The 19,937-nt window shown below is 71.6% G+C and carries 18 protein-coding genes; 8 read left to right on the top strand and 10 right to left on the bottom strand.

Annotated features, from left to right (window positions below; translation table 11 throughout):
- Positions 1-25: 25 nt before the first annotated feature.
- Genes RCO28_RS31230 through RCO28_RS31215 form a run of 4 tightly spaced genes read right to left on the bottom strand, consistent with a single transcriptional unit; the run spans position 26 to position 4,184 of the window.
- Positions 26-1,018 carry an aldo/keto reductase gene (locus tag RCO28_RS31230; RefSeq protein ID WP_308944675.1) on the bottom strand — a complete coding sequence of 331 codons (993 nt, stop codon included), beginning with the start codon at positions 1,016-1,018 and terminating at the stop codon, positions 26-28.
- Complete coding sequence (locus RCO28_RS31225; RefSeq protein WP_308944674.1) at positions 1,000-2,307, bottom strand: FAD-binding protein; 1,308 nt, start codon at positions 2,305-2,307, stop codon at positions 1,000-1,002. Before RCO28_RS31225 ends, RCO28_RS31230 begins: the two co-directional genes overlap by 19 nt.
- A complete protein-coding gene (locus RCO28_RS31220) occupies positions 2,304-3,362 on the bottom strand; it encodes a polysaccharide deacetylase family protein (protein ID WP_308944673.1) in 1,059 nt (352 codons plus the stop codon). Before RCO28_RS31220 ends, RCO28_RS31225 begins: the two co-directional genes overlap by 4 nt.
- Positions 3,363-3,374: 12 nt before the next feature.
- Positions 3,375-4,184 carry a phytanoyl-CoA dioxygenase family protein gene (locus RCO28_RS31215; protein WP_308944672.1) on the bottom strand — a complete coding sequence of 270 codons (810 nt, stop codon included), beginning with the start codon at positions 4,182-4,184 and terminating at the stop codon, positions 3,375-3,377.
- Positions 4,185-4,793: 609 nt separating this feature from the next.
- Here RCO28_RS31215 and RCO28_RS31210 point away from each other — a divergent pair.
- From RCO28_RS31210 to RCO28_RS31195, 4 genes are all read left to right on the top strand, one after another.
- Positions 4,794-5,597, top strand: a complete 804-nt coding sequence (locus RCO28_RS31210) for a 2-amino-3,7-dideoxy-D-threo-hept-6-ulosonate synthase (RefSeq protein ID WP_308944748.1) — start codon at positions 4,794-4,796, stop codon at positions 5,595-5,597.
- Positions 5,594-6,697 (top strand): 3-dehydroquinate synthase II, encoded by a 1,104-nt coding sequence (locus tag RCO28_RS31205; RefSeq protein ID WP_308944671.1) that lies wholly within the window; start codon positions 5,594-5,596, stop codon positions 6,695-6,697. Before RCO28_RS31210 ends, RCO28_RS31205 begins: the two co-directional genes overlap by 4 nt.
- A gap of 69 nt (positions 6,698-6,766) precedes the next feature.
- Positions 6,767-8,173 carry a class I adenylate-forming enzyme family protein gene (locus RCO28_RS31200; RefSeq protein ID WP_308944670.1) on the top strand — a complete coding sequence of 469 codons (1,407 nt, stop codon included), beginning with the start codon at positions 6,767-6,769 and terminating at the stop codon, positions 8,171-8,173.
- The gene (locus RCO28_RS31195) at positions 8,170-9,195 is read left to right on the top strand and encodes an Ada metal-binding domain-containing protein (RefSeq protein ID WP_308944669.1); all 1,026 of its coding nucleotides are present in this window, start codon (positions 8,170-8,172) and stop codon (positions 9,193-9,195) included. Before RCO28_RS31200 ends, RCO28_RS31195 begins: the two co-directional genes overlap by 4 nt.
- Before the next feature lie 51 nt (positions 9,196-9,246).
- On the opposite strand, the gene RCO28_RS31190 is transcribed toward RCO28_RS31195, so the two are convergent.
- From RCO28_RS31190 to RCO28_RS31170, 5 genes are all read right to left on the bottom strand, one after another.
- Positions 9,247-9,564, bottom strand: coding sequence for a PIN domain-containing protein (locus RCO28_RS31190; RefSeq protein WP_308944668.1), 318 nt, complete (start codon positions 9,562-9,564; stop codon positions 9,247-9,249).
- Entirely contained in the window at positions 9,561-9,728 is a 168-nt protein-coding gene (locus RCO28_RS31185) for a hypothetical protein (protein ID WP_308944667.1), read from the bottom strand. The genes RCO28_RS31190 and RCO28_RS31185 overlap by 4 nt, the downstream gene beginning before the upstream one ends.
- The gene (locus RCO28_RS31180) at positions 9,725-11,011 is read right to left on the bottom strand and encodes an MFS transporter (protein WP_308944666.1); all 1,287 of its coding nucleotides are present in this window, start codon (positions 11,009-11,011) and stop codon (positions 9,725-9,727) included. Before RCO28_RS31180 ends, RCO28_RS31185 begins: the two co-directional genes overlap by 4 nt.
- Positions 11,012-11,094: 83 nt before the next feature.
- Positions 11,095-12,621 carry a 4-hydroxyphenylacetate 3-hydroxylase N-terminal domain-containing protein gene (locus tag RCO28_RS31175; RefSeq protein WP_308944747.1) on the bottom strand — a complete coding sequence of 509 codons (1,527 nt, stop codon included), beginning with the start codon at positions 12,619-12,621 and terminating at the stop codon, positions 11,095-11,097.
- A gap of 116 nt (positions 12,622-12,737) precedes the next feature.
- On the bottom strand, positions 12,738-13,301 hold the full coding sequence (locus RCO28_RS31170; protein WP_308944665.1) for a flavin reductase family protein: 564 nt from the start codon (positions 13,299-13,301) through the stop codon (positions 12,738-12,740).
- Positions 13,302-13,521: 220 nt separating this feature from the next.
- Between RCO28_RS31170 and RCO28_RS31165 the strand changes: the two genes are divergently transcribed.
- Complete coding sequence (locus tag RCO28_RS31165) at positions 13,522-14,184, top strand: class I SAM-dependent methyltransferase (RefSeq protein WP_308944664.1); 663 nt, start codon at positions 13,522-13,524, stop codon at positions 14,182-14,184.
- A 62-nt stretch (positions 14,185-14,246) separates the two neighbouring features.
- On the opposite strand, the gene RCO28_RS31160 is transcribed toward RCO28_RS31165, so the two are convergent.
- Positions 14,247-15,938, bottom strand: a complete 1,692-nt coding sequence (locus RCO28_RS31160; RefSeq protein WP_308944663.1) for an FAD-binding oxidoreductase — start codon at positions 15,936-15,938, stop codon at positions 14,247-14,249.
- Between the two features lie 380 nt (positions 15,939-16,318).
- Here RCO28_RS31160 and RCO28_RS31155 point away from each other — a divergent pair, with 380 nt between their 5' ends.
- The 3 genes from RCO28_RS31155 to RCO28_RS31145 all read left to right on the top strand — a co-directional run bounded on the left by RCO28_RS31155 (position 16,319) and on the right by RCO28_RS31145 (position 19,927).
- Positions 16,319-16,945, top strand: coding sequence for a cupin domain-containing protein (locus RCO28_RS31155; RefSeq protein ID WP_308944662.1), 627 nt, complete (start codon positions 16,319-16,321; stop codon positions 16,943-16,945).
- A 204-nt stretch (positions 16,946-17,149) separates the two neighbouring features.
- Complete coding sequence (locus tag RCO28_RS31150; RefSeq protein ID WP_308944661.1) at positions 17,150-17,956, top strand: SDR family oxidoreductase; 807 nt, start codon at positions 17,150-17,152, stop codon at positions 17,954-17,956.
- A 474-nt stretch (positions 17,957-18,430) separates the two neighbouring features.
- Positions 18,431-19,927, top strand: coding sequence for an MFS transporter (locus RCO28_RS31145; RefSeq protein WP_308944660.1), 1,497 nt, complete (start codon positions 18,431-18,433; stop codon positions 19,925-19,927).
- Positions 19,928-19,937 lie beyond the last annotated feature (10 nt).

Genomic DNA, 19,937 nt, shown 5'->3' with positions numbered 1-19,937 from the left:
TCGGTGGTGTGCGGTGGTGCGGCGGTCACCAGTGCTGGTGCACCGCGCCGCGGATGCGGTGGTCGTACAGCTCGCGCAGCCGGTCGAGGGTGGCGTCGGGCAGCGGTGCCAGGTGGCCGGCAGCGGCGTTGGCGCGGGCCTGGCCGACGGAGCTGGCGCCGGGGATGACGGTGGTGACGCCGTCCTGCTGGGTGATCCAGCGCAGGGCGAGCTGGGCGGCGGTGAGGCCCGGCGGGGCGAGTGCGGTGAACTCGGCGGCGGCGGCCACCCCGGTCTCGTAGTCGACGCCGGAGAAGGTCTCGCCGACGTCGAACATCTCGCCGTGCCGGTTGTACGTGCGGTGGTCGTCGGCGGCGAAGACGGTGTCGTGCCGGAACTTCCCGGACAGGAGTCCCGATGCGAGCGGGACGCGGGCGATGATGCCGATGCCGGCGTCCCGGGCGGCGGGCAGGACGCGTTCGAGGGGTTTGCGCCGGAACACGTTGAGGATGATCTGCACCGAGGCGACGTTCGGGCGGGCGATCGCGGCCAGGGCCTGGGCGCAGGTCTCCACGCTGACGCCGTACGCCGCGACGCGGCCCTCGTCGACGAGGACGTCCAGTGCGTCGTACACCGCGTCGGAGGTGAACACGGCGTCCGGCGGGGTGTGCAGCTGCACCAGGTCGAGGGTGTCGACGCCCAGGTTGGCGCGTGAACGGTCGGTCCAGGCGCGGAAGTTGTCGAGGGTGAACGCCCCGAGCTCCTGCGGTCCGCGGCGGCCGAGTTTGGTGGCGACGGTGGGGCGCTCGCCGGGCGAGGTGCGGTAGTTCCGGAGGAACTGGCCGATGAGCTGTTCGCTGCGGCCGTCGCCGTACACGTCGGCGGTGTCGATGAGGTCGACGCCGGATGCCATGGCGGCGTCGAGGATGGCGTGTACGTCGCGTTCCCCGACGTGGCTCCAGCCGTCGCCGAACTGCCAGGTGCCGAGGCCGATCACGGAGACTTTCCGCTCGGCCCGGGTCAGAACTCGCCGCTCCATGCGGGCACCTCCTGGGGGTGGGGGGATCCGTGAGATCCGGGCGTTCCGGGGCCCGGGCGGTCCTGGGTCAGTGCGTCGACGACGGGGTGGGCGAACTTGCCGTCCGGGTCGTGCTTCGCCCGCAGTTCCCGGAAGTCGGGCGCGCGCAGGTAGCGGGACCGGAGGCCGGGCCCGGTCAGCGTGGTGAGCTTGGCCCAGTGCGGGCGCGCCCCGAGCGGCGCCAGCGCCTCCTCGACGGCGGCGACGGCCGGCCACACCCGGGCGGTGTTCCTGGTCCAGGTGAAGTGGAACGCCACCGAGTCCTGTGCGTAGGCGGGGCTGAGCCACAGGTCGTCGGCGCGCACGGTGCGTATCTCGCCGACCTTCAGGGCGGGGGCGATCAGGGCGCCGAGGGCGCACAGCCGGGTGATCGCGGCGGTTGCGGCGGTGCGCGGCAGGAAGTACTCGGACTGCAGCTCGTCGCCGCTGCGCGGGGTGGTGCCGGGGCGGATGTGCGGGAGCCGTTCGTGCCACGGCCCGGGGGTGCCCGACTGGTCGGTGCAGGGCGCCGGGTCGGCTCCGGGCACGGGGTTCAGCGGGCCTTCGGCCGGGGTGCCGAGGGTCAGGCCGGGCGCGGGCCGGTCGGTGCGCCGCTTGAGCCATACGGCGGCGTCGCCGTCCCACCGGGTGAACACGCTGACGCTGTGGGCGGCGCCGAACACGGAGTCGAAGCGGTCCCGCACCGCGTCGAGCGCCACCCCCACCCGTACGGTCTGGGCCATCTGGTAGGCGGGCTCGGTCCGCAGGGTGAGGCGGGTGACGACCCCCAGGGCGCCGAGGGCGACCACCGAACCGGCGAAGGTGTCGTGGTCGCCGTCGCGGCTGAGTTCCGTCAAGTCGCCTTCGGGGCCGACGAGTTGGAGGCCGACCACGGCGGCGGCGAGGCCCTGCAGGGTGTCGCCGGAGCCGTGGGTGCCGGTGGCGCACGCCCCGGCGACGGTGATGTCAGGGAGGGACGCCAGGTTGGCGAGGGCGCGCCCGGAGCGGTGCAGGGCGGCGGCCACGTCGGTGTAGCGCATGCCTGCCGTGACGGTCGCGGTGCCGGCGTCGGGGTCGATGTCGACCGTCTGCGGCAGCCGGTCGAGCTGGACGAAGGTGCCTGCCGTCGCCAGGATGCCGGAGAAGGAGTGGCGTGCGCCGAGTGCGCGGACGTGGGCGCTGCCCGCGACGGTGCGGCGCAGTGCGTCGACGGACTCGGGCCGGGCCGGCTCCGCCCGCCCGAGGTCGATGTTTCCTGCCCAGTTGGTCATGGGGCACCGACCGGGGCGGTGGCGGCGCGGTCGACGAGGGTGTCGGCGCGGACGAAGGTGTAGCCGTCCTCCAGGAGGCCCTCGATGATCGGGGCGAGCGCCGCCACGGTGGGCGAGCGGTCGCCGCCGCCGTCGTGCAGCAGGACGACGGAGCCGGGCCGTACGTCGGCGAGTACGTCGCGGGCGATGGCGTCGGCCCGGCGCAGTGCCCAGTCGTCGGGTGCCACGTCCCACAGCAGTGTGGTGGCGTCGAACCGGCTCAGCCGGCCGAGGACTTCGGGGGTGCGGGCGCCGTAGGGCGGCCGGAACAGGCGGGGTGCCGGGCCGCCGCTCGCCTCGGCGATGGCCTCGGCGGTGCGGTCGATCTGCTCGGCCAGCTGGGGCCCGGTCAGTTCGGGCAGGAACGGGTGGGACCAGGTGTGGTTGCCGATGGCGTGGCCCTGTTCCCGCATCCGGGCCAGTTCCTCGGCGAAGCCGCCGGAGTTGATGCCGACGCAGAAGAACGTCGCCGGGATGCCGTAGCCCTCCAGGATGTCGAGGATCTGCCCGGTGTACGGGGGCAGCGGGCCGTCGTCGAAGGTGAGCGCGACCTCGCGGCGGTCGCGGGGGCCGTGGCCGAAGAGGCGCCCGGCGGCGGTGAGTTCACGGTCGGCGTCGGCCGAGGCGGCTATCTGGTCGGCGAGCTGCTCCTCGCGTCCCGTCTGGGTGCCGCGGTGGGCCTGGAGCGGCACCAGGCCCACCGCGGCGTTCAGGCTCGCGCCGGCCAGGTCCTCCGCCGGTACGGAGCCGAACAGCGGCCGCTCGGGCAGCAGCCAGGGGTCGGCTCGGTGGACGCGCAGGCCGGCGGCCATGAGCCGGCCGTCGAGGGTGCCGTTGGTGGATTCCACGGCGACGGTGACGGGGGTGTCCGGGGTGTCCAACTGCCGCAGTCTGCGGATCAGTTCGTCGGCGTGGGGTGCGGCGTAGTCGATGGGGGTCAGGGCCCGGTCGCCGTCCGGGCCGAGCACGGCGAGGCGGTATCCGCCCGCGTGCCAGGAGATTCCCGCGTACAGCATCTGTCCGCCCCCTTACTCGGGCTTGGTGTAGTCGCTGAAGTGCTCCTCGGCGAAGAGCTCGGGCCAGTCGGTGCCGCCGAGTCCGCGCTGCCTGCCGCGGCTCAGCATGTCCCGCCAGTACGGCTTGACCGGCGGCCAGAGCGTGCCGGTCTGGCAGTAGGAGGCGTCGACGAAGTAGCGCGGGCGGCCGGGGTGTTCGGGCTTGGCGCGGCGGGTGTGGAACAGGGCCGAGTGCAGCAGCACGGTCGAGCCGGGCGGCAGGTCCTCGATGAACACCTCGCCGGGCAGCACGTCGGTGCCGAGGTGAGCGCGCGCGGACTTCTCGGCGACCTCCAGGTGCGAGCCGGGGAGCACGGCGAGGCCGGCCATGTCGGGGGCTATGCCGTCGAGGTAGTGCAGGGCGTGGATCATGCCGTGGGTGCGGTGGGACTGGACGCGCTGCTCGTAGTCGTGGTGCCAGGCCTTGCCGGGGAGGTCGGGGGCGTGCCGGTCGCTGTGCATGTGGTGGTGCACGAAGCGCGGGCCGATGAGCCTGCCGATGGCCCGCAACAGCGGTGCGTGGGCGAGCAGTTCGCCGTGGGCGGGCAGGTCGAGTTCCATGAGGGTCGGGACCCCGTGGGTGTCGGGGTCGAGTACGGACGCGATGGTCTGGGCGCGCAGGCCGCTGTCGACCCAGAGGTCGACCTCCGGCTTGACCCGGTCCACCAGGTCGTCGGGGAGGAACCCGGGCAACACGAGGTATCCGGACCGCTCGAACCCGGCGACCTGTTCGTCGTCCAGCTCAGGGGAGTGCGGGGGTGCGTAGATCGTCTGCACGGACACGGGTGGGAGCTCCGTTCTTCATGGCTGAGTGGTGACCGGAGGGTGCGGCTCGATCGAGCGGTCCGGTGCCAGGAGCGTGGCACGCCGTTGCCAAGAGAGTCAACATCGATTGGCAAATCCTCTTGCCTCTACTTAACCGTGGGCTGCCTGGGTGGCGACCGAAAACGCCACCTCACCGCACCTGTGGGACGCCTGCACGCAGCCCAACTCCCCAGCTCTGTATGACAATTCCCTGCTACGAGAACGTCAAGCGCCGCACCCGCGCCGCATGTAAGAGAATTGGCAAGTCTTGGCAAGTGACCTTGCCTCACCCGTTCGGCGCGATCTAGATTGATGGCACACGCCGGGCCGAGGCCCTGATCGACCACTCATGGCGTCCCCGCCGCGGGGACCTTCTGTTGGGAGACACCCATGCGCGCACGCAGCTTCACCGACGGACCCGGCGACATCGACTGGCCCTGACCGCAGCGCGGGCACCGACACCACCACACACACGGGGCGACGACACCGCCTTGGCTCGATTCTTCAGTGGCCGCTGCCATGGTTCAGCACGGGCGGAGTCCCGTCCGATCTCTTTGACCACAACGAAGAGGTGTGTCCATGTCGAGCATGCCGCTCACCGGTAAATCGGTGCGCCTCGCAAGACTGTCCCGGCCGGGAGACGGCCGCTTCCTGTTCGTCCCGCTCGACCACTCCGTCTCCGACGGCCCGGTCGCGAGCGCCGCCGGGTTCGCCGAACTCGTGACGGACATCGCGGCGGGCGGCGCCGACGGAATCGTCGTGCACAAGGGCAGGGCCCGTATGATCCCGCCGCATCTGATGGCGCACTGCTCCCTGGTGGTGCACCTGAGCGCCAGCACGTCGCACGCCCCCGACACCAACGCCAAGGTCCTCGTCGGCGACGTGGAGGAGGCGGTGCGGCTCGGCGCCGACGCCGTCAGCGTGCACGTCAACATCGGCTCCGACACGGAGGCGGCCCAGCTCACCGACCTCGGAACGGTGGCGTCGGCCTGCGACCGCTTCGGCATCCCGCTGATGGCCATGATCTACCCGCGCGGACCGCGGGTGAGCGACCCCGCCGACCCGACTCTGCTCGCGCATGTCGCGAACATCGCGGCGGACCTCGGGGTCGACATCGTCAAGACCGTGCTCGCCAGCCCGCCCGAGCGGATGGCGGAGGTGGTGGCCGCGTCGCCGCTGCCCATCGTCGTCGCCGGCGGTGGGGGCACGGACCAGAGTCTCCTGGACTTCGCAGCGACGGCACTCGACGTCGGCTGCAGCGGACTCGCCGTCGGACGGCGGGTGTTCACCAGCCCGTCCCCCGAGAAGGCGGTCCGCGAACTGACCCAGCTCATTCACCACCAGATTCCACCGGTGCCGACCCCGCGACCCGAAATGGCAGGTGCATTGTGAAGTTTGCCTGGATCGACATCCGTACCGTGTCCGCCGAGCAGCGCGAGGCCGTCGTCGACGCGGCGATCCACGCGCGCGTCGATGCCATCGTCGACAGCGACCCGGAGCGCCTCGCGACCCTCCCCAACACCGTCAAGCGCGTCCTCGCCCCCGGTGTGAAGGCCGAGGGCGCCGACGACCTGATCGTGCTGCGGGAGATAGCCGACCTCGACGGCCTCGGCACCCTGGAGGCCCGGCACCGCGGCGGCGAGCAGGACACCGCCGCCCTGGTCGACGTCGTCGACGACCCGACCCTGAAGCTGGCCTGCGAGGCGGCCCGCGAACTGCCGTACACAGTGGTGCGGTTCAAGGACCCGACGAAGATCCCGCTGGAGATCGTCATCGCCGCCGCGGACAGCTCCCCCGGGCAGCTGATCTGTGAGGCCGCCGACCTCGAAGAGGCGCAGATCATCGTCGACGTCCTGGAGAAGGGCTCGGAGGGCGTGCTCATCGCGCCCAAGACCGCCAACGACGTGTTCGCCGTGGTCGAGATGCTGCGCACCAAGACCCCGGACCTGAACCTGTCGAAGCTGACCGTCCAGTCGATCGAGCACCTCGGCCTCGGCGACCGGGTGTGCATCGACACCTGCACCCACTTCGAGAAGGACGAGGGCATGCTCGTCGGCTCGTATTCGCACGGCTTCGTGCTGTGCGTGAGCGAGACGCACCCGCTGCCGTACATGCCGACGCGGCCGTTCCGCATCAACGCCGGTGCGCTGCACTCCTATGTGCTCGGCGCGGACAACCGCACCAACTATCTGAGCGAGCTGAAGGCCGGCAGCGCCGTGCTCGCGGTCGGCGCCGACGGCCGCACCCGGCGCATCGTCGTCGGCCGGATCAAGCTGGAGTCCCGCCCGCTGCTCGGCATCAAGGCGGTCTCCGAGGAGGGCGTCGAGGTCAACCTGATCGTCCAGGACGACTGGCACGTCCGTGTCCTCGGCCCCGGCGCCGCCGTCCTGAACACCACCGAACTGAAGAAGGGCGACCAGCTGCTCGGCTACGTCGCCACCGACAAGCGGCACGTCGGCTGGCCGGTGGGCGAGTTCTGCGTCGAGAAGTAGTACGGCAGGACAGCGGCCGGGCCCTGCCGTAACAAGGGCCCGGCCACCGGGGCGGCGGTCGGGGAGACGATGGGTGAACGGTCCTGGTGGGGCGCCGAGTTGCTCGCGCACGGCGGCCACGACGAGACATGGGCGAGCGGACACGGCGACATCAGCTTCGCCGACCTGCGCCGGCAGAGCGCCTGGCAGGCGGAGGTACTGCACGGTCACGGCATCCGGGCGGGCGACACCGTGGCGCTGCACGGCTCACCCAGCTTCACCCAGCTGTGGGTGGTCTTCGGGCTCTGGTCGCTGGGCGCGCAGGTCATCCTGCTCGACCCGCAGCTGGACGCCCGCGAACAGGCGGCGCTCCTGGAGCGGGCCGCACCCCGGTTCCAGGTCACGCTGCGGGGTCCTTCCGAGGCGCGCGGGGTGTTCGTCGACGAGTGCGAGGTGCTGGTGCGGCGGCTGCCCGGCGGGCGCCGGGCGCGGACCGGGCACTGCGTGGTGCAGTTCTCGTCCGGTACGACCGGCCGGCCCAAGGCGGTCGGCAGGTACTCGGAGTCACTCCTTGCCGAACTCGACCGGCTGCGCGGCCTGGACGGCATGCCGCGGCCCGGCGAACGGGTCGCCGTCCTGGAGCCGGTATCGCACTCGTTCGGGCTGATCGGCGGCGTGCTGCACGCCCTGGACACGGCGGCGACCCTCGTGTTCCCGGCGGCACAGAGCCCGCGTGCGGTGGCCGCGGCCGCCGCAGGCGCCGATGTGCTGATCGGCAACCCCTGGCACTTCGACTGGCTCGCCACGGCGGAACCCGGCCTCTCCCTTCCCCGGCTGCGGGTCGCCGTGTCCGGCGGCGACACCCTCTCCCCCGCGACCGCCCGCACGTTCCGCGACCGCTACGGAGTGGCGATCGGGCAGGCGTACGGCACCACCGAGACCGGCATCCTCGCCACCGACCTCACCGGCAGGTACGGCACCCCCAGCGTGGGCGTGCCGGTGCCCGGGGTGCGCACCCGGGTCGTCGGCGGGGTCCTTGAGGTGCACGTACCGCAGTCTCCCTACCTGTACGAGGACGAGCCGTGGTCCGGGGGATGGATGGGCACCCGTGACCTGGCGTCCGTGGACCCGGCGACGGGAGTGCTCAGGCTGCACGGCCGGCTGCACGGCTCGGCGCGGCCCGCGCTCGCCGGCGGCTTCGTGGACCTCCTGGAGATCGAGACGGTACTGCGGGCGCACGAGCACGTCACGGACGCGGTGGTGCTCGGGCTCGACCCCATCGAGGCGCACGTGGCCGGCCCGCTCGACCGGCTCGACCTGCGTGAACTGCGCTCCTGGTGCCGCCGTTTCCTCGGCGACGCCGGCTCCCCGGACCGCTACCACCTGGTGCCGGAACTGCCGCGCACGGCGAGCGGGAAGACGGTGCGCGACCGCGGCCGGCTGCTCCTTCCGGCCGCCGGTCCGGCCGCTCCGGTCGACGGGGGCGCGGAGAGTTGACGGCCCCGGCCCCGGCCCAGACACCGCCCCCGACACCGACCCCGTCCCCGACCCCGTCCCCGTCCCCGACCCCGTCCCCGTACGCCACCGACGCGGAGCGCTGGCTCGCGGTGCAGCGGCGGGACGCGCGGGCGGACGGGGAGTTCTGCTACGTCGTGCGCACCACCGGCGTGTACAGCAGGCCGTCGTGCGCGGTGCGGCTCGCGCGGCGGGAGAACGTCGCGTTCTTCCCGTCGCCGGCCCAGGCGCGGGCGGCCGGCTACCGGCCCTGCCTGCGCTGCCGCCCCGACGAGCCGGAGGGGGGCGGCGAGTTCGCGGCGGCGGTGGGCCGGGCGTGCCTCCTGATGGACACGGCGGACGAGCCGCCGGGCCTGGACGAGCTGGCCCGCGCGGTGGGGTACAGCCGGTTCCACTTCCACCGGATGTTCAAGGCGTTCACGGGCGTCACCCCGCACGCCTACCTGGCGGCGGGCCGCGCGCGCCGCGTCCGCCGCGAACTGGCCGGCGCGGGGCGGGTGTCGGACGCGATCTACAGCTCCGGCTTCAACTCCAACGGCCACTTCTACGCGGCGGCGACCGAGATCCTCGGCATGACGCCACGGACCTTCCGCGACGGCGGCCGTGCCACGGTGATCAGCGCCGCGGTCGGCGCGACGTCCCTGGGCCCGGCGCTGGTCGCCGTCACGGAGCGGGGTGTCTGCGCGGTCCTCACCGGCGCGCCGCCGGGAGTGCTCCACCACCGCTTGCGGGAGATGTTCCCGCACGCCCAACTCGCGTCCGCCGAGGCCACGTTCACCCACCTCGTCCAGGAAACCCTCCGCCGCGCGGAGCCGCCCGCCCTGGCCCGTTCACTGCCCGTCGAGATCCGGGAGGTGGCCTTCGGCGAGCGAGTACGCAGGCTCCTGCGCGACACGAGGCCGACTTCACCGCCGTTGGGGCAGCCTAGAGGTCTTCGGGCAGGAGGCGGAACGCCGAGTGGCCGGTCAGGGGCTGGAGGATGCGGAAGCCTCTGTCCGTGGTGAACAGATGGTCCGTGCGGTAGGCCTTGGCCAGGGCCACGTTCATCGCGTCCGTCAGGCGATGCCGTTGCCGTTGCGTGCGTCGGTGTAGCCCTCGGCGACGGCCAGGGCTGTCGACAGGTGAGGGGCGACGTCGGCGACGGTGAAGCGGTTCAAGCTGCGCTGAGTTTCGATGAACCGAGTGAAGCCGAGGGCTGTTGCGGGATTGGCCCGTACGGTGACGATGTGGTCAAGCTCTGCCAGCACCAGAGGGGAGACGACGACGTGCGCCATCTGCCTGAAGGCGTCTTTGTGGGCGGCGTGCCCGGTCTCGCGCGGGGTGAGCAGGCGGATGAGGGCGTTGGTGTCGGCGATGACGACAGGGAACGTCACTGGCCCATTCCTCGCAGCATGTCGTCCATGTCCTCATTGCTCATGGGCTCGCCGAGATCGAACTCGGGCAGGTCGATGTCACCGATGGGGCTGGTCGGATAGGGGGGCACATCGGTGTGGTCAGCGGGGACGATACGGGCGACGGGGCGGCCGTTGCGGGTCACCGTGACCTCTTCGCCGCGCTGAGCCGCCCCCTCCCGGACGCGGGCGGCCGTCGGCCCGGGGTTCGAGCCCCGGTGGGCGGCGGCTTCAGGTACCGCGTACCCCACGTCGCCGGGAGGGCGGCAGCGCAGATCACCAGGCCGAGCAGCATCGCGTCCTCCGGTCCGCCCCGGGACACCGCCGCTCCCCCCGCCAGCGCCCCCGCCGCGATCCCCGCGTTGACTGCCGATGCGGGGAGCGTCGCCGCGAGGTCGCGGCCGGGGCCCGCGAGTTCGCCGACCCGGTACTGCAGGGACGGGACGAGGCCGAAGCCGACCAGGCCCCAGACCGCGAGGGCCAGGGCCACCGGAAGGGGTGCGGTGCCGGTGAGGTGGAGGACGGCGAGCGCCGCGACGAGGACGAGGTTCGCGCCGGTCAGGGTCGCCGTGGCGGCGCGGTCCGCGGCGCGCCCGCCGAGGAAGGTGCCGGCCGCGGTGGCGATCCCGTACGCGAGGAGGAACGCGCTGATCAGGCCGCCGGAGATGCCGGTGACGTCCTCCAGGTACGGGGTGATGTACGTGAACGCCGTGAACTGGCCGCCGAGGAGCAGGAGTCCGACGCCGAGGACGGCGAGGACCCGCGGCGCGAAGGCGTACCGGGCCTGGGCGAGCAGGCCGCCGGGTGCGGCACCGGAGTCGACGGGCGGCACGAGGAGGACCGTGGCGGCCAGGGCGAGCGCGCCGAGGGCGAAGATCCCGGTGAACGCGGCCTGCCAGCCGAGAAATTGACCGGCGAGCGTGCCGAGCGGGACGCCCAGGGCGGTGGAGACGGCGACGCCGCCGAAGACCACGGCGATGGCCCGGCCCATGCGTGCGGCGGGGACCAGTCGGGTGGCCACTGTGAACGCCACGCCCAGGAACAGGCCCTGCAGGGCACCCGTCACCGCGCGGGCGGCGAGCAGGACGCCGAAGCCGGGTGCGAGGGCGGCAAGGAGGTTCCCGGCCACGTAGCCGGCGAGGGACAGCCACAGCAGGGTGCGCCGGTCGTGGCGGATGGTGAGGGCGGTCAGGAGCGGGCCGCCGACGCAGATGCCGAGGGCGTACGCGGTGACCAGGGTGCCGGCCGTGTCGACGGAGACGTGCAGGTCCCGGGCGATGAGGCTGAGCAGTCCGACGACGACGAGTTCGGCGCTGCCCATGACGAACGTGCCGAGGAAGAGCGCGGCGAGCGCCGGGCCGGTTCTGCGGACGCGTGGCGGGCTGTCTGCGGTCGGCGGGGGTGTCGCCGTGTCCACCTGGGAATCCATCTCCACCTCTTGGGATCGGGGTGCGGGTGGCGGCGCACCGGTACGCCGCCACCCTCTGTAACACCGCGCCGACTCGACGCGTTTCAGGCGCCGTTGAGGAAGTCGGCGGTGCCCTTGCGGAGCCGGTCGAAGGAGTCCAGGTCGGGCACGGTCCAGCCGTCGAGGTCGTACTCGTTCAGGCATTGCTCCGCGAAGCCGGTGTACTGGGCGATCTGGCCGGACTCCAGCTGCGTCATGAAGATGTCGGAGCGCACGGCCTCGTGGTTGCCGGAGTAGTTGCGCTCGTAGAGCTCGTGCCGCCCGCCGAACTCGGTGCCGACCGCGTCCCAAAGCAGCTTCATCAGCTTGACCCGCTCGACGGAGTCGTAGCCGTTGGAGCCGCGCACGTACTTGTCGAGGTAGGGGCGGATCTGGGGGTTCTTGAAGTCGTCCGCGCTGGAGTTGACGTAGATCAGGCCGCTGGCGACGTCCTGCTCGATGATCTCCTTGATGCGCGGGTAGCCGATGGTCATGAACCAGCGGTACGCCATCCCGTAGTCGAGGCGCGGCAGCAGGGCGCCGTCCTTCCACTCCTCGGGGTTGCGGGCGGAGGCGTCGGTCAGGGCCCAGAACATGTTGCGCCAGGCGAGGACCTCGCCGACGCGGGACTGGATGCCGCGGAAGTCCTTGGTGCCGGTCATCTCGACGGCCTTGGCGAGCAGCCCGGCGATGAAGTCGATCTTCACGGCGAGGCGGATGCAGCCGTGGAAGGTGAGCCGGGGGATGAAGCCGGACTTGGGGGCGAATCCGTTGACCTGGTCGACGTCGCCGTACAGGAAGACGTTCTCCCAGGGGATGAGGACCTTGTCGAGGACGAAGATGGTGTCGTTCTCGTCCAGGCGGGAGGAGAGCGGGTAGTCGAAGGGGCTGCCCATGACGGCGGCGCTGGCGGAGTACGAGGGCCGGCAGATCAGCTTGAGGCCGGGCGCGCCCATGGGGATGGTGGCGACGAGCGCGAACTCCTTCTTCTTCAGCGGGAGTCCGTAGTGCGAGATGAAGTTGAAGTGGGTGATCGCCGATCCGGTGGCGACGACCTTGGCGCCGCTGACGATCAGCCCGGCGTCGGTCTCCTTCTCCACGTGTACGAAGACGTCCTTGACGTCTTCGGCGGAGCGGTGCCTGTCGACGGGCGGGTGGATGATCGCGTGGTTCCAGAAGAGCACCTTCTCCTGGGACTCCTTGTACCAGCGCTTCGCGTTGTCCTGGAACGGCGCGTAGTAGTCGGAGTTGGCGCCGAGGGTGCCGAGGAACGCGGCCTTGTAGTCGGGGCTGCGGCCCATCCAGCCGTACGTGAGCCGGGCCCACTGGGCGATCGCGTCGCGGTCCTCGACCATGTCCTGGACGCTGCGCGGGGTGCGGAAGAACTTGTGGGTGTAGCCGTCGCTGCCGGTGTCGGTGCGGGTGGTGAGCACGTCGTGGGTGGCCGGGTCGTGCAGCGCGTCGTAGAGGCGGGCGGTCATGCGGGCCGAGTTGGCGAACGCCGGGTGTTCGGTGACCTTCTTGACGCGGTCGCCGTAGAGGTAGATCTCGCGGTCGTCGTCGAGGCTCGCGAGGTACTCGTCGCCGGTCATCGGGCGGGTCTTGGGGGCGCCGGGGGGCGCGGTGGCGGGGGTCGCGGGGGTGGCGGCGCTGTCGGGGGTGTCGGGGGTGTCGGGGTGCTGTGAGGTCATCAGGTGTCCTTGTCCGGTCAGTGGCCCAGGGAGGTCAGGAGTGCCGTGACGCCGGGCGCCCAGGCACCGTCCGCGGGGCCGTCGAGGGATCCGGTCCACGCCGATTCCTTCGGCGACCGGTCGAGAGCGCGGAAGGCACCCCCGTGGAAGACGAGTGGCTCGCGGTCGTCGGAGTCGAAGGAGCGCACCGCGCCGACGTACAGCACGTGGTCGCCGCCGTCGTAGGCCGCCCAGGAGGTGCAGTCGAGGTAGGCCGCCGCGCCGGCCAGGCGCGGGGCTCCGTCGGAGGGCTCCCAGAGCACGGGGGCGGCGGGCTGCGCGGGGCGGCCGGCGAAGTGCAGGGCGAGGTCCTGCTGGCCGGCGGCGAGGATGTTGATGCCGAAGCCGGCTCCGTCGAGGGCTGCGCACATGCGGCTGCGCCGGTCGAGGCTGACCATGACCAGCGGCGGTTCGAGGGAGACGGAGGTGAAGGAGCTGACCGTGGCGCCGTGCACGGCCTCACCGGAGCGCACGGTGACGACGGTGACACCCGAGGCGAACCGGCCGAGGCAGTCCCTGAAACTCCGTGCGGCGGTGCTCATGAATTTCTCCCCTCGGCGAAATCCCGGGACAACTCCGCTGCGGCCTGCGGGAATTACGACGCGACCAATTTTCGCAGCAGCCGCTCAAGGATCGGTACAGGCGTTTTCCGGGATCTCGACGGCCGCTATCGAACCGGTCAAGAGCGCCTTGACGGTCTCTTTCCCGCTGGCTCTAATGACCGGAGTTCGTATTCGAGTCTCCGATCCGAGGGTGGCAGGGATGAGGATCCAGGTCGATGTCAACGAGGCCATGCAGGACTATGTCGCGGAGGTCTCCCTACGGGAACACGACGTCCTGCGTGAATTGCGCGAGAAGACCGCGGAGCTGCCGCTGCACCTGATGCAGATCTCCCCGGAGCAGGGCCAGTTCCTCGCGGTCCTGCTGAAGGCGCTCGGCGCCCGCCGCACGCTGGAGGTCGGCGTGTTCACCGGCTACAGCCTGCTGTCCACGGCGCTCGCGCTGCCCTCGGACGGCCAGGTCGTCGCCCTGGACATCGACGAGGACTGGGCCGCGATGGCGCTCGACCACTGCAAGCGGGCCGGGGTCGCCGACAAGGTCGACTTCCGGCTCGGGGACGCCCGCGAGTCGCTCACGAAGCTCCTTTCGGAGGAGGGTGCGGCCGGGTCGTTCGACTTCGTCTTCATCGACGCCGACAAGGAGAACTACTACGCGTACTACGAGGCCGCCCTCGAACTGCTGCGCCCCGGAGGCCTGGTGGTCGTGGACAACGTGCTGTGGCACGGGGCGGTGATCGACGAGACGCAGCAGGACTCGGAGACGACCGCGCTGCGCGCCTTCAACCGCAAGGTGCACGAGGACGAGCGGGTCGACCTGGCGCTGATCCCGTTCGCCGACGGGCTGACCTTCGCCGTCAAGCGCTGAGCGCCCTCGGCGCTGCCTGCCGCGGCGGCCGTACCGGAACCGCGGTACGGCCGCCGGCGGGTTCAGGCGGGCAGCCGTATCGACTGCGCGTGGCGGAAGAAGTCCGTGGGGTCGTACCGCTTCTTGACCTGCTGGAGCTTCGGGTAGTTGCCGCGGTAGTAGAGCTCGTGCCACGGCGTGGCGGAGCTGTTGTACTGCGGGTCGTGCAGGTCGTTGTCGGGGTAGTTGACGTAGCAGCCGTCGGTGACGTCGTTGGGCACGGGCACGCCGCCGGTGTCCGCGTACAGCTCGCGGTAGAACTCGCGGTTCCACGCGATGTACGCGTCGTCCTCGGCGGCGTCGTGCCACAGGGACATCCACATCATCTTGTAGAAGGCCTCGCGGTGCGGGTACGCCATCGCCTCGGGGGCGATGGTGTTGACCTTGCCGCCGTAGGAGCTCAGCGTCACGGAGCCGCCGGGCAGCGTCACGTCGTCGCGGCTCAGGTGCTTGTAGAGCGTCGCGGCCTGCGCGTCGGGGAAGTTGGCCCGCATGTAGGAGGACTTGTACTCCTGGCGGTACGTGGGGTCGGTGATGTTCAGGTTGGTCAGCGCCAGATAGCGGGTGGCGTCCAGCCAGGGCAGCTTGCGCGGCTCGGCGAACTCGGCCATCGGCCCGAACTCGCCCATGGACCGGGTCAGGGCGCCCTGGGAGAGGCCGAGGCCCTTGTTGATGGCGGCGAGGTAGTCGCTGAGCATCTCGCGGGCGCCGGGGACGGTCGCGTCGACCTGGGTGACCATGCCGAGCTGTCCGGCGGACTTGTGGGTGAGGGCGAGGAAGCTGGCGAGGGCGAGCTGCGGGGCGTCGGGTCCGCTGTTCGCGGTGAAGTACGCGCCGTAGTTCTGCACCAGGGTCTTGAAGCGGTCGGCCGTCATGTCGGCCCAGGGCCAGGAGACGGCGCTGAGGTAGACGTGGCTGGGCGGCTTCGGCAGCAGTTCCTTGGGGCTGTCGCCGGTCGCGCCGGGGCTGCGGAACCAGTAGCGCGTGACGACGCCGAAGTTGCCTCCGCCGCCGCCCGCGTGCGCCCACCACAGATCGCGCTCCGGGTCGTCCTTCTCGCGGGTGGCCTTCACGGTGCGGACCTTGCCGTCGGCGCCGACGACGACCACCTCGACCGCGTACAGATAGTCGCTGACCAGGCCGAGCTGGCGGCAGAGCATGCCCCAGCCGCCGCCGCTGACATGCCCGCCGGCGGCGACGGAGTGGCAGATGCCGCCGGGTACGGTCACGCCCCACGCCTGGTAGAGCAGCTGGTACACGTCGAGCAGCTGGGCGCCGGTCTCGACGGCGACGGCGTTCGACTCGGAGTCGAAGTAGACCTTGTTCAGCTTGGAGAGGTCCAGGACGACCTGGACGTCGGCGTTGAAGACCCAGTCCTCCAGGCAGTGGCCGCCGGAGCGCACCGTGAGCCGCTTCTTGCCGTCGACGGCCTTCTGCACGACACCGGCGACCTGGTCGACGGAGTCCACCAGGTAGACCGCCTCGGGCTTGCCTACGTACCGCTGGTTGGCGCCGTGCACCAGGTCGGTGTACTGGGCGTCGGAGGCGGAGATCGCCACCGGGCCGAAGACCTTCGGGTCCACGGCGGCGGCCGGGGGTCCGGCGAGGGCCCGGGTGCCGGCGGCGGACAGGGCCGCCGTGCCGCCGATGGCGGCGGCGGAGGTGAACAGCCGCCTGCGGCCTATTCCATGCTTTCCGTGCTTGTTCTGCGCCATGCGCAATCCACCCGTTCTTGAACATGTTGCCGAAGGACTGAAAGCCGAGTAGATCAGTGGCCGGGTCAGGCCCAGGAAAAGGGCAGGACAAGAGAACCGCAGCGGACACGAAAGTTCTGTGCAATTCGGTGCCGATACCGACACAACTGATCAACGCCTGCCGGTGAGCGTACGGAGCCGATCCCGGTTCAAACCTCCCGGATCTTGCGGTCGTTCACCGGAATTACTCCGTCCGAAAAGCGACCGCAAGATTGGGAGTGTGCGGCCGAAAGTATCCGCTCACCATCGAGGCGTCAGGACATGCCGTACGACGACCTGCCGTACGGCGAAATGCCGCACGACGATCTGCCGTACGGCGAACAAGGAGAGGGAGACCGGCCATGACCGTCGAAGTGGGCGAGGTCTACGAGAATCCGCGCTGCGGGGAGCGGGTGGTGATCCGCACACCGTCCTCGCACACGGGCGGTGCGCGCACCGTCATGGACGTGTACGCCAAGCCGGGCGGCGCCGTCTCCGGGGAGCATCTGCACCCGGTGAGCGAGGAGCGGTTCACCCTGGTCCGGGGGAAGGTGGCGTTCCTGATAGGCGGGCGTCAGGTGATCCTCGACGAGCCGGGCCAGAGCGTGCTCATCCAGCCCGGCATCAAGCACCGCTGGTGGAACTGCAGCGGTGAGGAGTCCTTCCACATCTGCGAGGTCCGCAAGAACAGCGACCGCTTCGAGCAGCTGGTGCTGCGTCAGCTCTTCGGCCTGGCCCAGGACGGCCGCACCACCGCGGAAGGCATGCCGAAGCTGCTCCAACAGGCCGTCACCACACTGGAGTTCGGGGACGTCGTACGGTTCACTTCGCCGCCGTGGGCGCTGCAGCGGGCCCTGTTCACGGTGCTCGCCCCGGTGGCCCGGATGCTCGGCCACAAGGGCTGCGACCCGGAGTACATGAACCGCAAGCCGTCCGAGACGGCCGAGCTTGAGACGCTGCCGGAGGAAGTGGCGCGCTGGCACGCATGACCTGGGCCGGACGGCGCGTGCGTGCTCTCGTGGCTCTCTTGGCCACAGGGGTGCGCCACAGGGTGCGGGCGCGGGGGTGCGGGCGCGGGGGTGCGGGCGCGGGTGCAACACCTTCCGGGAAACCGGTGTTCCACTCAGTGAGAGCGCACGCAACAGCGCTCCCCGCCCCCGGTGGGCGGCTTCCTCCCACGGTGAAGGAACCTCATGGATCTGCAGCTTTCCGGCCGCGTCGCCCTCGTCACGGGCGCCTCCAAGGGCATTGGGCTCGCCATCACCCGCACCCTGCTCGACGAGGGCGCCAAGGTCCTGGCCGTCTCCCGCAAGACCAGCCCCGACCTGGACAAGCTGGCCGGCCCCAACCTGGTCCACTTCTCCGCCGACTTCACGGACCAGTCCGCGCCCGAGGCCGCCGTGGAGCGTGCCGTCGAGGTGTTCGGCGGGCTCGACATCCTCGTGAACAACGCCGGCGGCCCGCCGCCCGGCGTGACCCTGCCCCGCGGCTCGTTCCTGCACGCCTCCGACGAGGAGTGGCGTGCGATGGTCGACTTCAACCTGCTCACGCCGGTGCGCGCGATCCGCGCCGCCATCCCGAAGCTCCTGGAGCGCGGCGGCGGCTCGATCGTCAACATCTCCACGGCCAACGCCAAGCAGCCCTCGCCGATCAACGTGGACTACGGCGCGGCCAAGGCCGGTCTGAGCAACCTGACCAAGGTCCTCTCGGGCGAGTTCGCCCCGCAGGGCATCCGCGTGAACACCGTCTCCCCCGGTGTCGTGCGCACCCCGTGGTGGACCGAGGAGGGCGGTGTCGCCGACGCGATCGCCGCGCAGGCCGGCACCGACCGTGACAGCGTCATCAACTCCGTCGTCCCGGAGATGCTGAACCTGAGCACCGGCCGGTTCGTGGAGCCGCAGGAGGTCGCCGACGCGGTCGTGCTGCTCGCGTCGCCGCGCTCGGGCAGCACCACGGGCTCCGACTTCGTCGTGGACGGCGGGCTCCTCAAGGAGCTCTGAGTTCGCCGAGTTCGCCGAGTTCTCTGAGTTCACTGAGTTCTCCGAGTTCTCCGAGTTCCGGGGCGTCTTGGCCGCAAGGGCTGAATTGGGCTGGTGAATTCAGCCCTTGCGGCGTTCGAGGGGCCGAGTTCCGGGCCGCGCCCGGTCCGGTCCCGATCCCAGTCCCGGTCCGCACTGCCCACACCACTCGCCCCCGCGCGAGTCGCCTCCGACACCGAGGCCCCCGCCCGCCGCCTCCCCCCGGCGGGCGGGCCAGGCGAGCCCGCACTCGCCCTTTTCTCGAACTTCTCTTTGCTCCTCTTCCTCCTCCACCGACTGCCCCCGGTGGACCAACGCCCCCTCTGCGTGGGGCCGTTGGCGCCCGGCCCCTCTGCTGCCGGGCGTGCCGCGCACCCGCTGTGCGCACCTCTCACTGCTCGCCGCTGGGCCGCGGCATGCCGTCGTACGCGGCTCCAGCCGACTCACGGAGCCGACATGGCCTTGACCACGTCCGTCGAACCGATCCCCGGGGCCGGTCGGAGCGCGACGTCCACCGAGCCGGCCCGGCCGCCGCGTCGACTGCTGTTCCTGGTCGCCCTGGCCCCCGCGCTCGCCAACGCCGACGCCGGCATCGTGTCGCTCGCGCTGCCCGAGATCCGCGGCGAGCTGTCCATGACCCTCACGGGTGTGCACTGGGTGACCAACATCTACGTCCTGCTGGTCGGCGCCCTGCAACTCCTCGGCGGGCGCCTCGCCGACCTGGCCGGCGCGCGCCGCCTCTTCCTGCGCGCCCTGGCCGGGTTCGCGCTCGCCTCGGCCGCGTGCGGGGCCGCGCCCACGGGTGAACTCCTCGTCGGCGCACGGGCGTTGCAGGCGCTCACGGCCGCGGTGCTCGTACCGGCCGCGATGTCGCTGCTGCTCGCCGCGACCCCGGGCCGGGCCCAGCGCACCCGCGCCCTCGCCCTGTGGGCGGCCACCGGCGGACTCGGCTCGGTGGCGGGCGTACTGCTCGGCGGGCTCGTGGTCAGCGGCTTCGACTGGCGCTGGGCGTTCTACCTCAACGTGCCGCTCGTGGCCGCCGCCCTGCTCATGGTCCGCGGCACCGCGCTGCCCGACCCGCGCCCGCTGCCCGGCACACGGCTCGACCTGGCCGGGGCCGTCACGCTGACGGGCGCGCTGCTCGCGTTCGTGTACGCCCTGGTCCGCTTCTCCGAGCACGGCGGCGACCGCACCGTCCTGCACGCCCTCGGGGCCGGTCTCGTACTCGGGGTGCTGTTCGTGCTGCGGCAGCGGCTCGGGCGCGATCCGCTGCTGCCGCGGGCGGTCCTCACCCGACTCCCCCTCGTGGCCGGCGCCGTGGGCATACTCGCCGTCTCCGCCGCCACCGCGCCCGTGGTCTTCCTCGGCAGCGCCCATCTGCAGCAGGCGCAGCAGTACAGCCCGGCGCTCGCCGGGTGTGCGCTGCTGCCCATGGTCGGCGGGATCATCCTCGTCGGGCGCGGCTGCAGCCGGGTGCTCGCCCGGCGCGGGCCCGGCCTGCCGTGCGCCGTGGGCGCCGCCCTCGTCGCGGCGGGCCTGCTGCTGCTCTCCGGCCTGACCCCGGCCTCGCAGTACGTCACGGGCGTGCTGCCCGGCATCGCGCTGACCGGGGCCGGGCTGCCCCTCGTCTGGATGGCCTGCGAGGTCCTGGCCCTCACCCCGTTCACGGGGCAGCATGCGGGGCTCGCGGCGGGCGTGGTGCAGTCGGCGGGCCAACTGGGCGCGGCCCTAGGCCTCGCGCTGGCGGTCGCGGTGGTCAACTCCCTTGCTACGGGGACCACTTCGGCAGACGGTCTGGGCACGGCGTTCGCGGTGTCGGCGCTCCTGGTGGTACCGGCGCTGGTGGTGGCGGTCGTCGGGGTGCGAGACGCGCGCAGCTCCGGCACGTACGCCTCCGACGCGGGTGCTCTCCGTACGAGGGCTACGAGGGCTACGAGGGCCCTGCGTACGTGAGCGGGTCCGC

The organism is Streptomyces sp. LHD-70 (assembly GCF_031157275.1).
Classification (GTDB): Bacteria; Actinomycetota; Actinomycetes; order Streptomycetales; family Streptomycetaceae; genus Streptomyces.
The sequence above is the reverse complement of the archived record's forward strand: the minus strand, read 5'-3'. Positions and strand labels throughout refer to the sequence as shown.

Bases quoted from the DNA above. Each gene is read 5' to 3' on its own strand.
- RCO28_RS31155 (WP_308944662.1), top strand. From the start codon at position 16,319: ATGACCGTCGAAGTGGGCGAGGTCTACGAGAATCCGCGCTGCGGGGAG.
- RCO28_RS31180 (WP_308944666.1), bottom strand. From the start codon at position 11,011: ATGGATTCCCAGGTGGACACGGCGACACCCCCGCCGACCGCAGACAGC.
- RCO28_RS31230 (WP_308944675.1), bottom strand. From the start codon at position 1,018: ATGGAGCGGCGAGTTCTGACCCGGGCCGAGCGGAAAGTCTCCGTGATC.
- RCO28_RS31145 (WP_308944660.1), top strand. From the start codon at position 18,431: ATGGCCTTGACCACGTCCGTCGAACCGATCCCCGGGGCCGGTCGGAGC.
- RCO28_RS31225 (WP_308944674.1), bottom strand. From the start codon at position 2,307: ATGACCAACTGGGCAGGAAACATCGACCTCGGGCGGGCGGAGCCGGCC.
- RCO28_RS31165 (WP_308944664.1), top strand. From the start codon at position 13,522: ATGAGGATCCAGGTCGATGTCAACGAGGCCATGCAGGACTATGTCGCG.
- RCO28_RS31170 (WP_308944665.1), bottom strand. From the start codon at position 13,301: ATGAGCACCGCCGCACGGAGTTTCAGGGACTGCCTCGGCCGGTTCGCC.
- RCO28_RS31150 (WP_308944661.1), top strand. From the start codon at position 17,150: ATGGATCTGCAGCTTTCCGGCCGCGTCGCCCTCGTCACGGGCGCCTCC.
- RCO28_RS31220 (WP_308944673.1), bottom strand. From the start codon at position 3,362: ATGCTGTACGCGGGAATCTCCTGGCACGCGGGCGGATACCGCCTCGCC.
- RCO28_RS31160 (WP_308944663.1), bottom strand. From the start codon at position 15,938: ATGGCGCAGAACAAGCACGGAAAGCATGGAATAGGCCGCAGGCGGCTG.
- RCO28_RS31210 (WP_308944748.1), top strand. From the start codon at position 4,794: ATGCCGCTCACCGGTAAATCGGTGCGCCTCGCAAGACTGTCCCGGCCG.
- RCO28_RS31200 (WP_308944670.1), top strand. From the start codon at position 6,767: ATGGGTGAACGGTCCTGGTGGGGCGCCGAGTTGCTCGCGCACGGCGGC.
- RCO28_RS31175 (WP_308944747.1), bottom strand. From the start codon at position 12,621: ATGACCGGCGACGAGTACCTCGCGAGCCTCGACGACGACCGCGAGATC.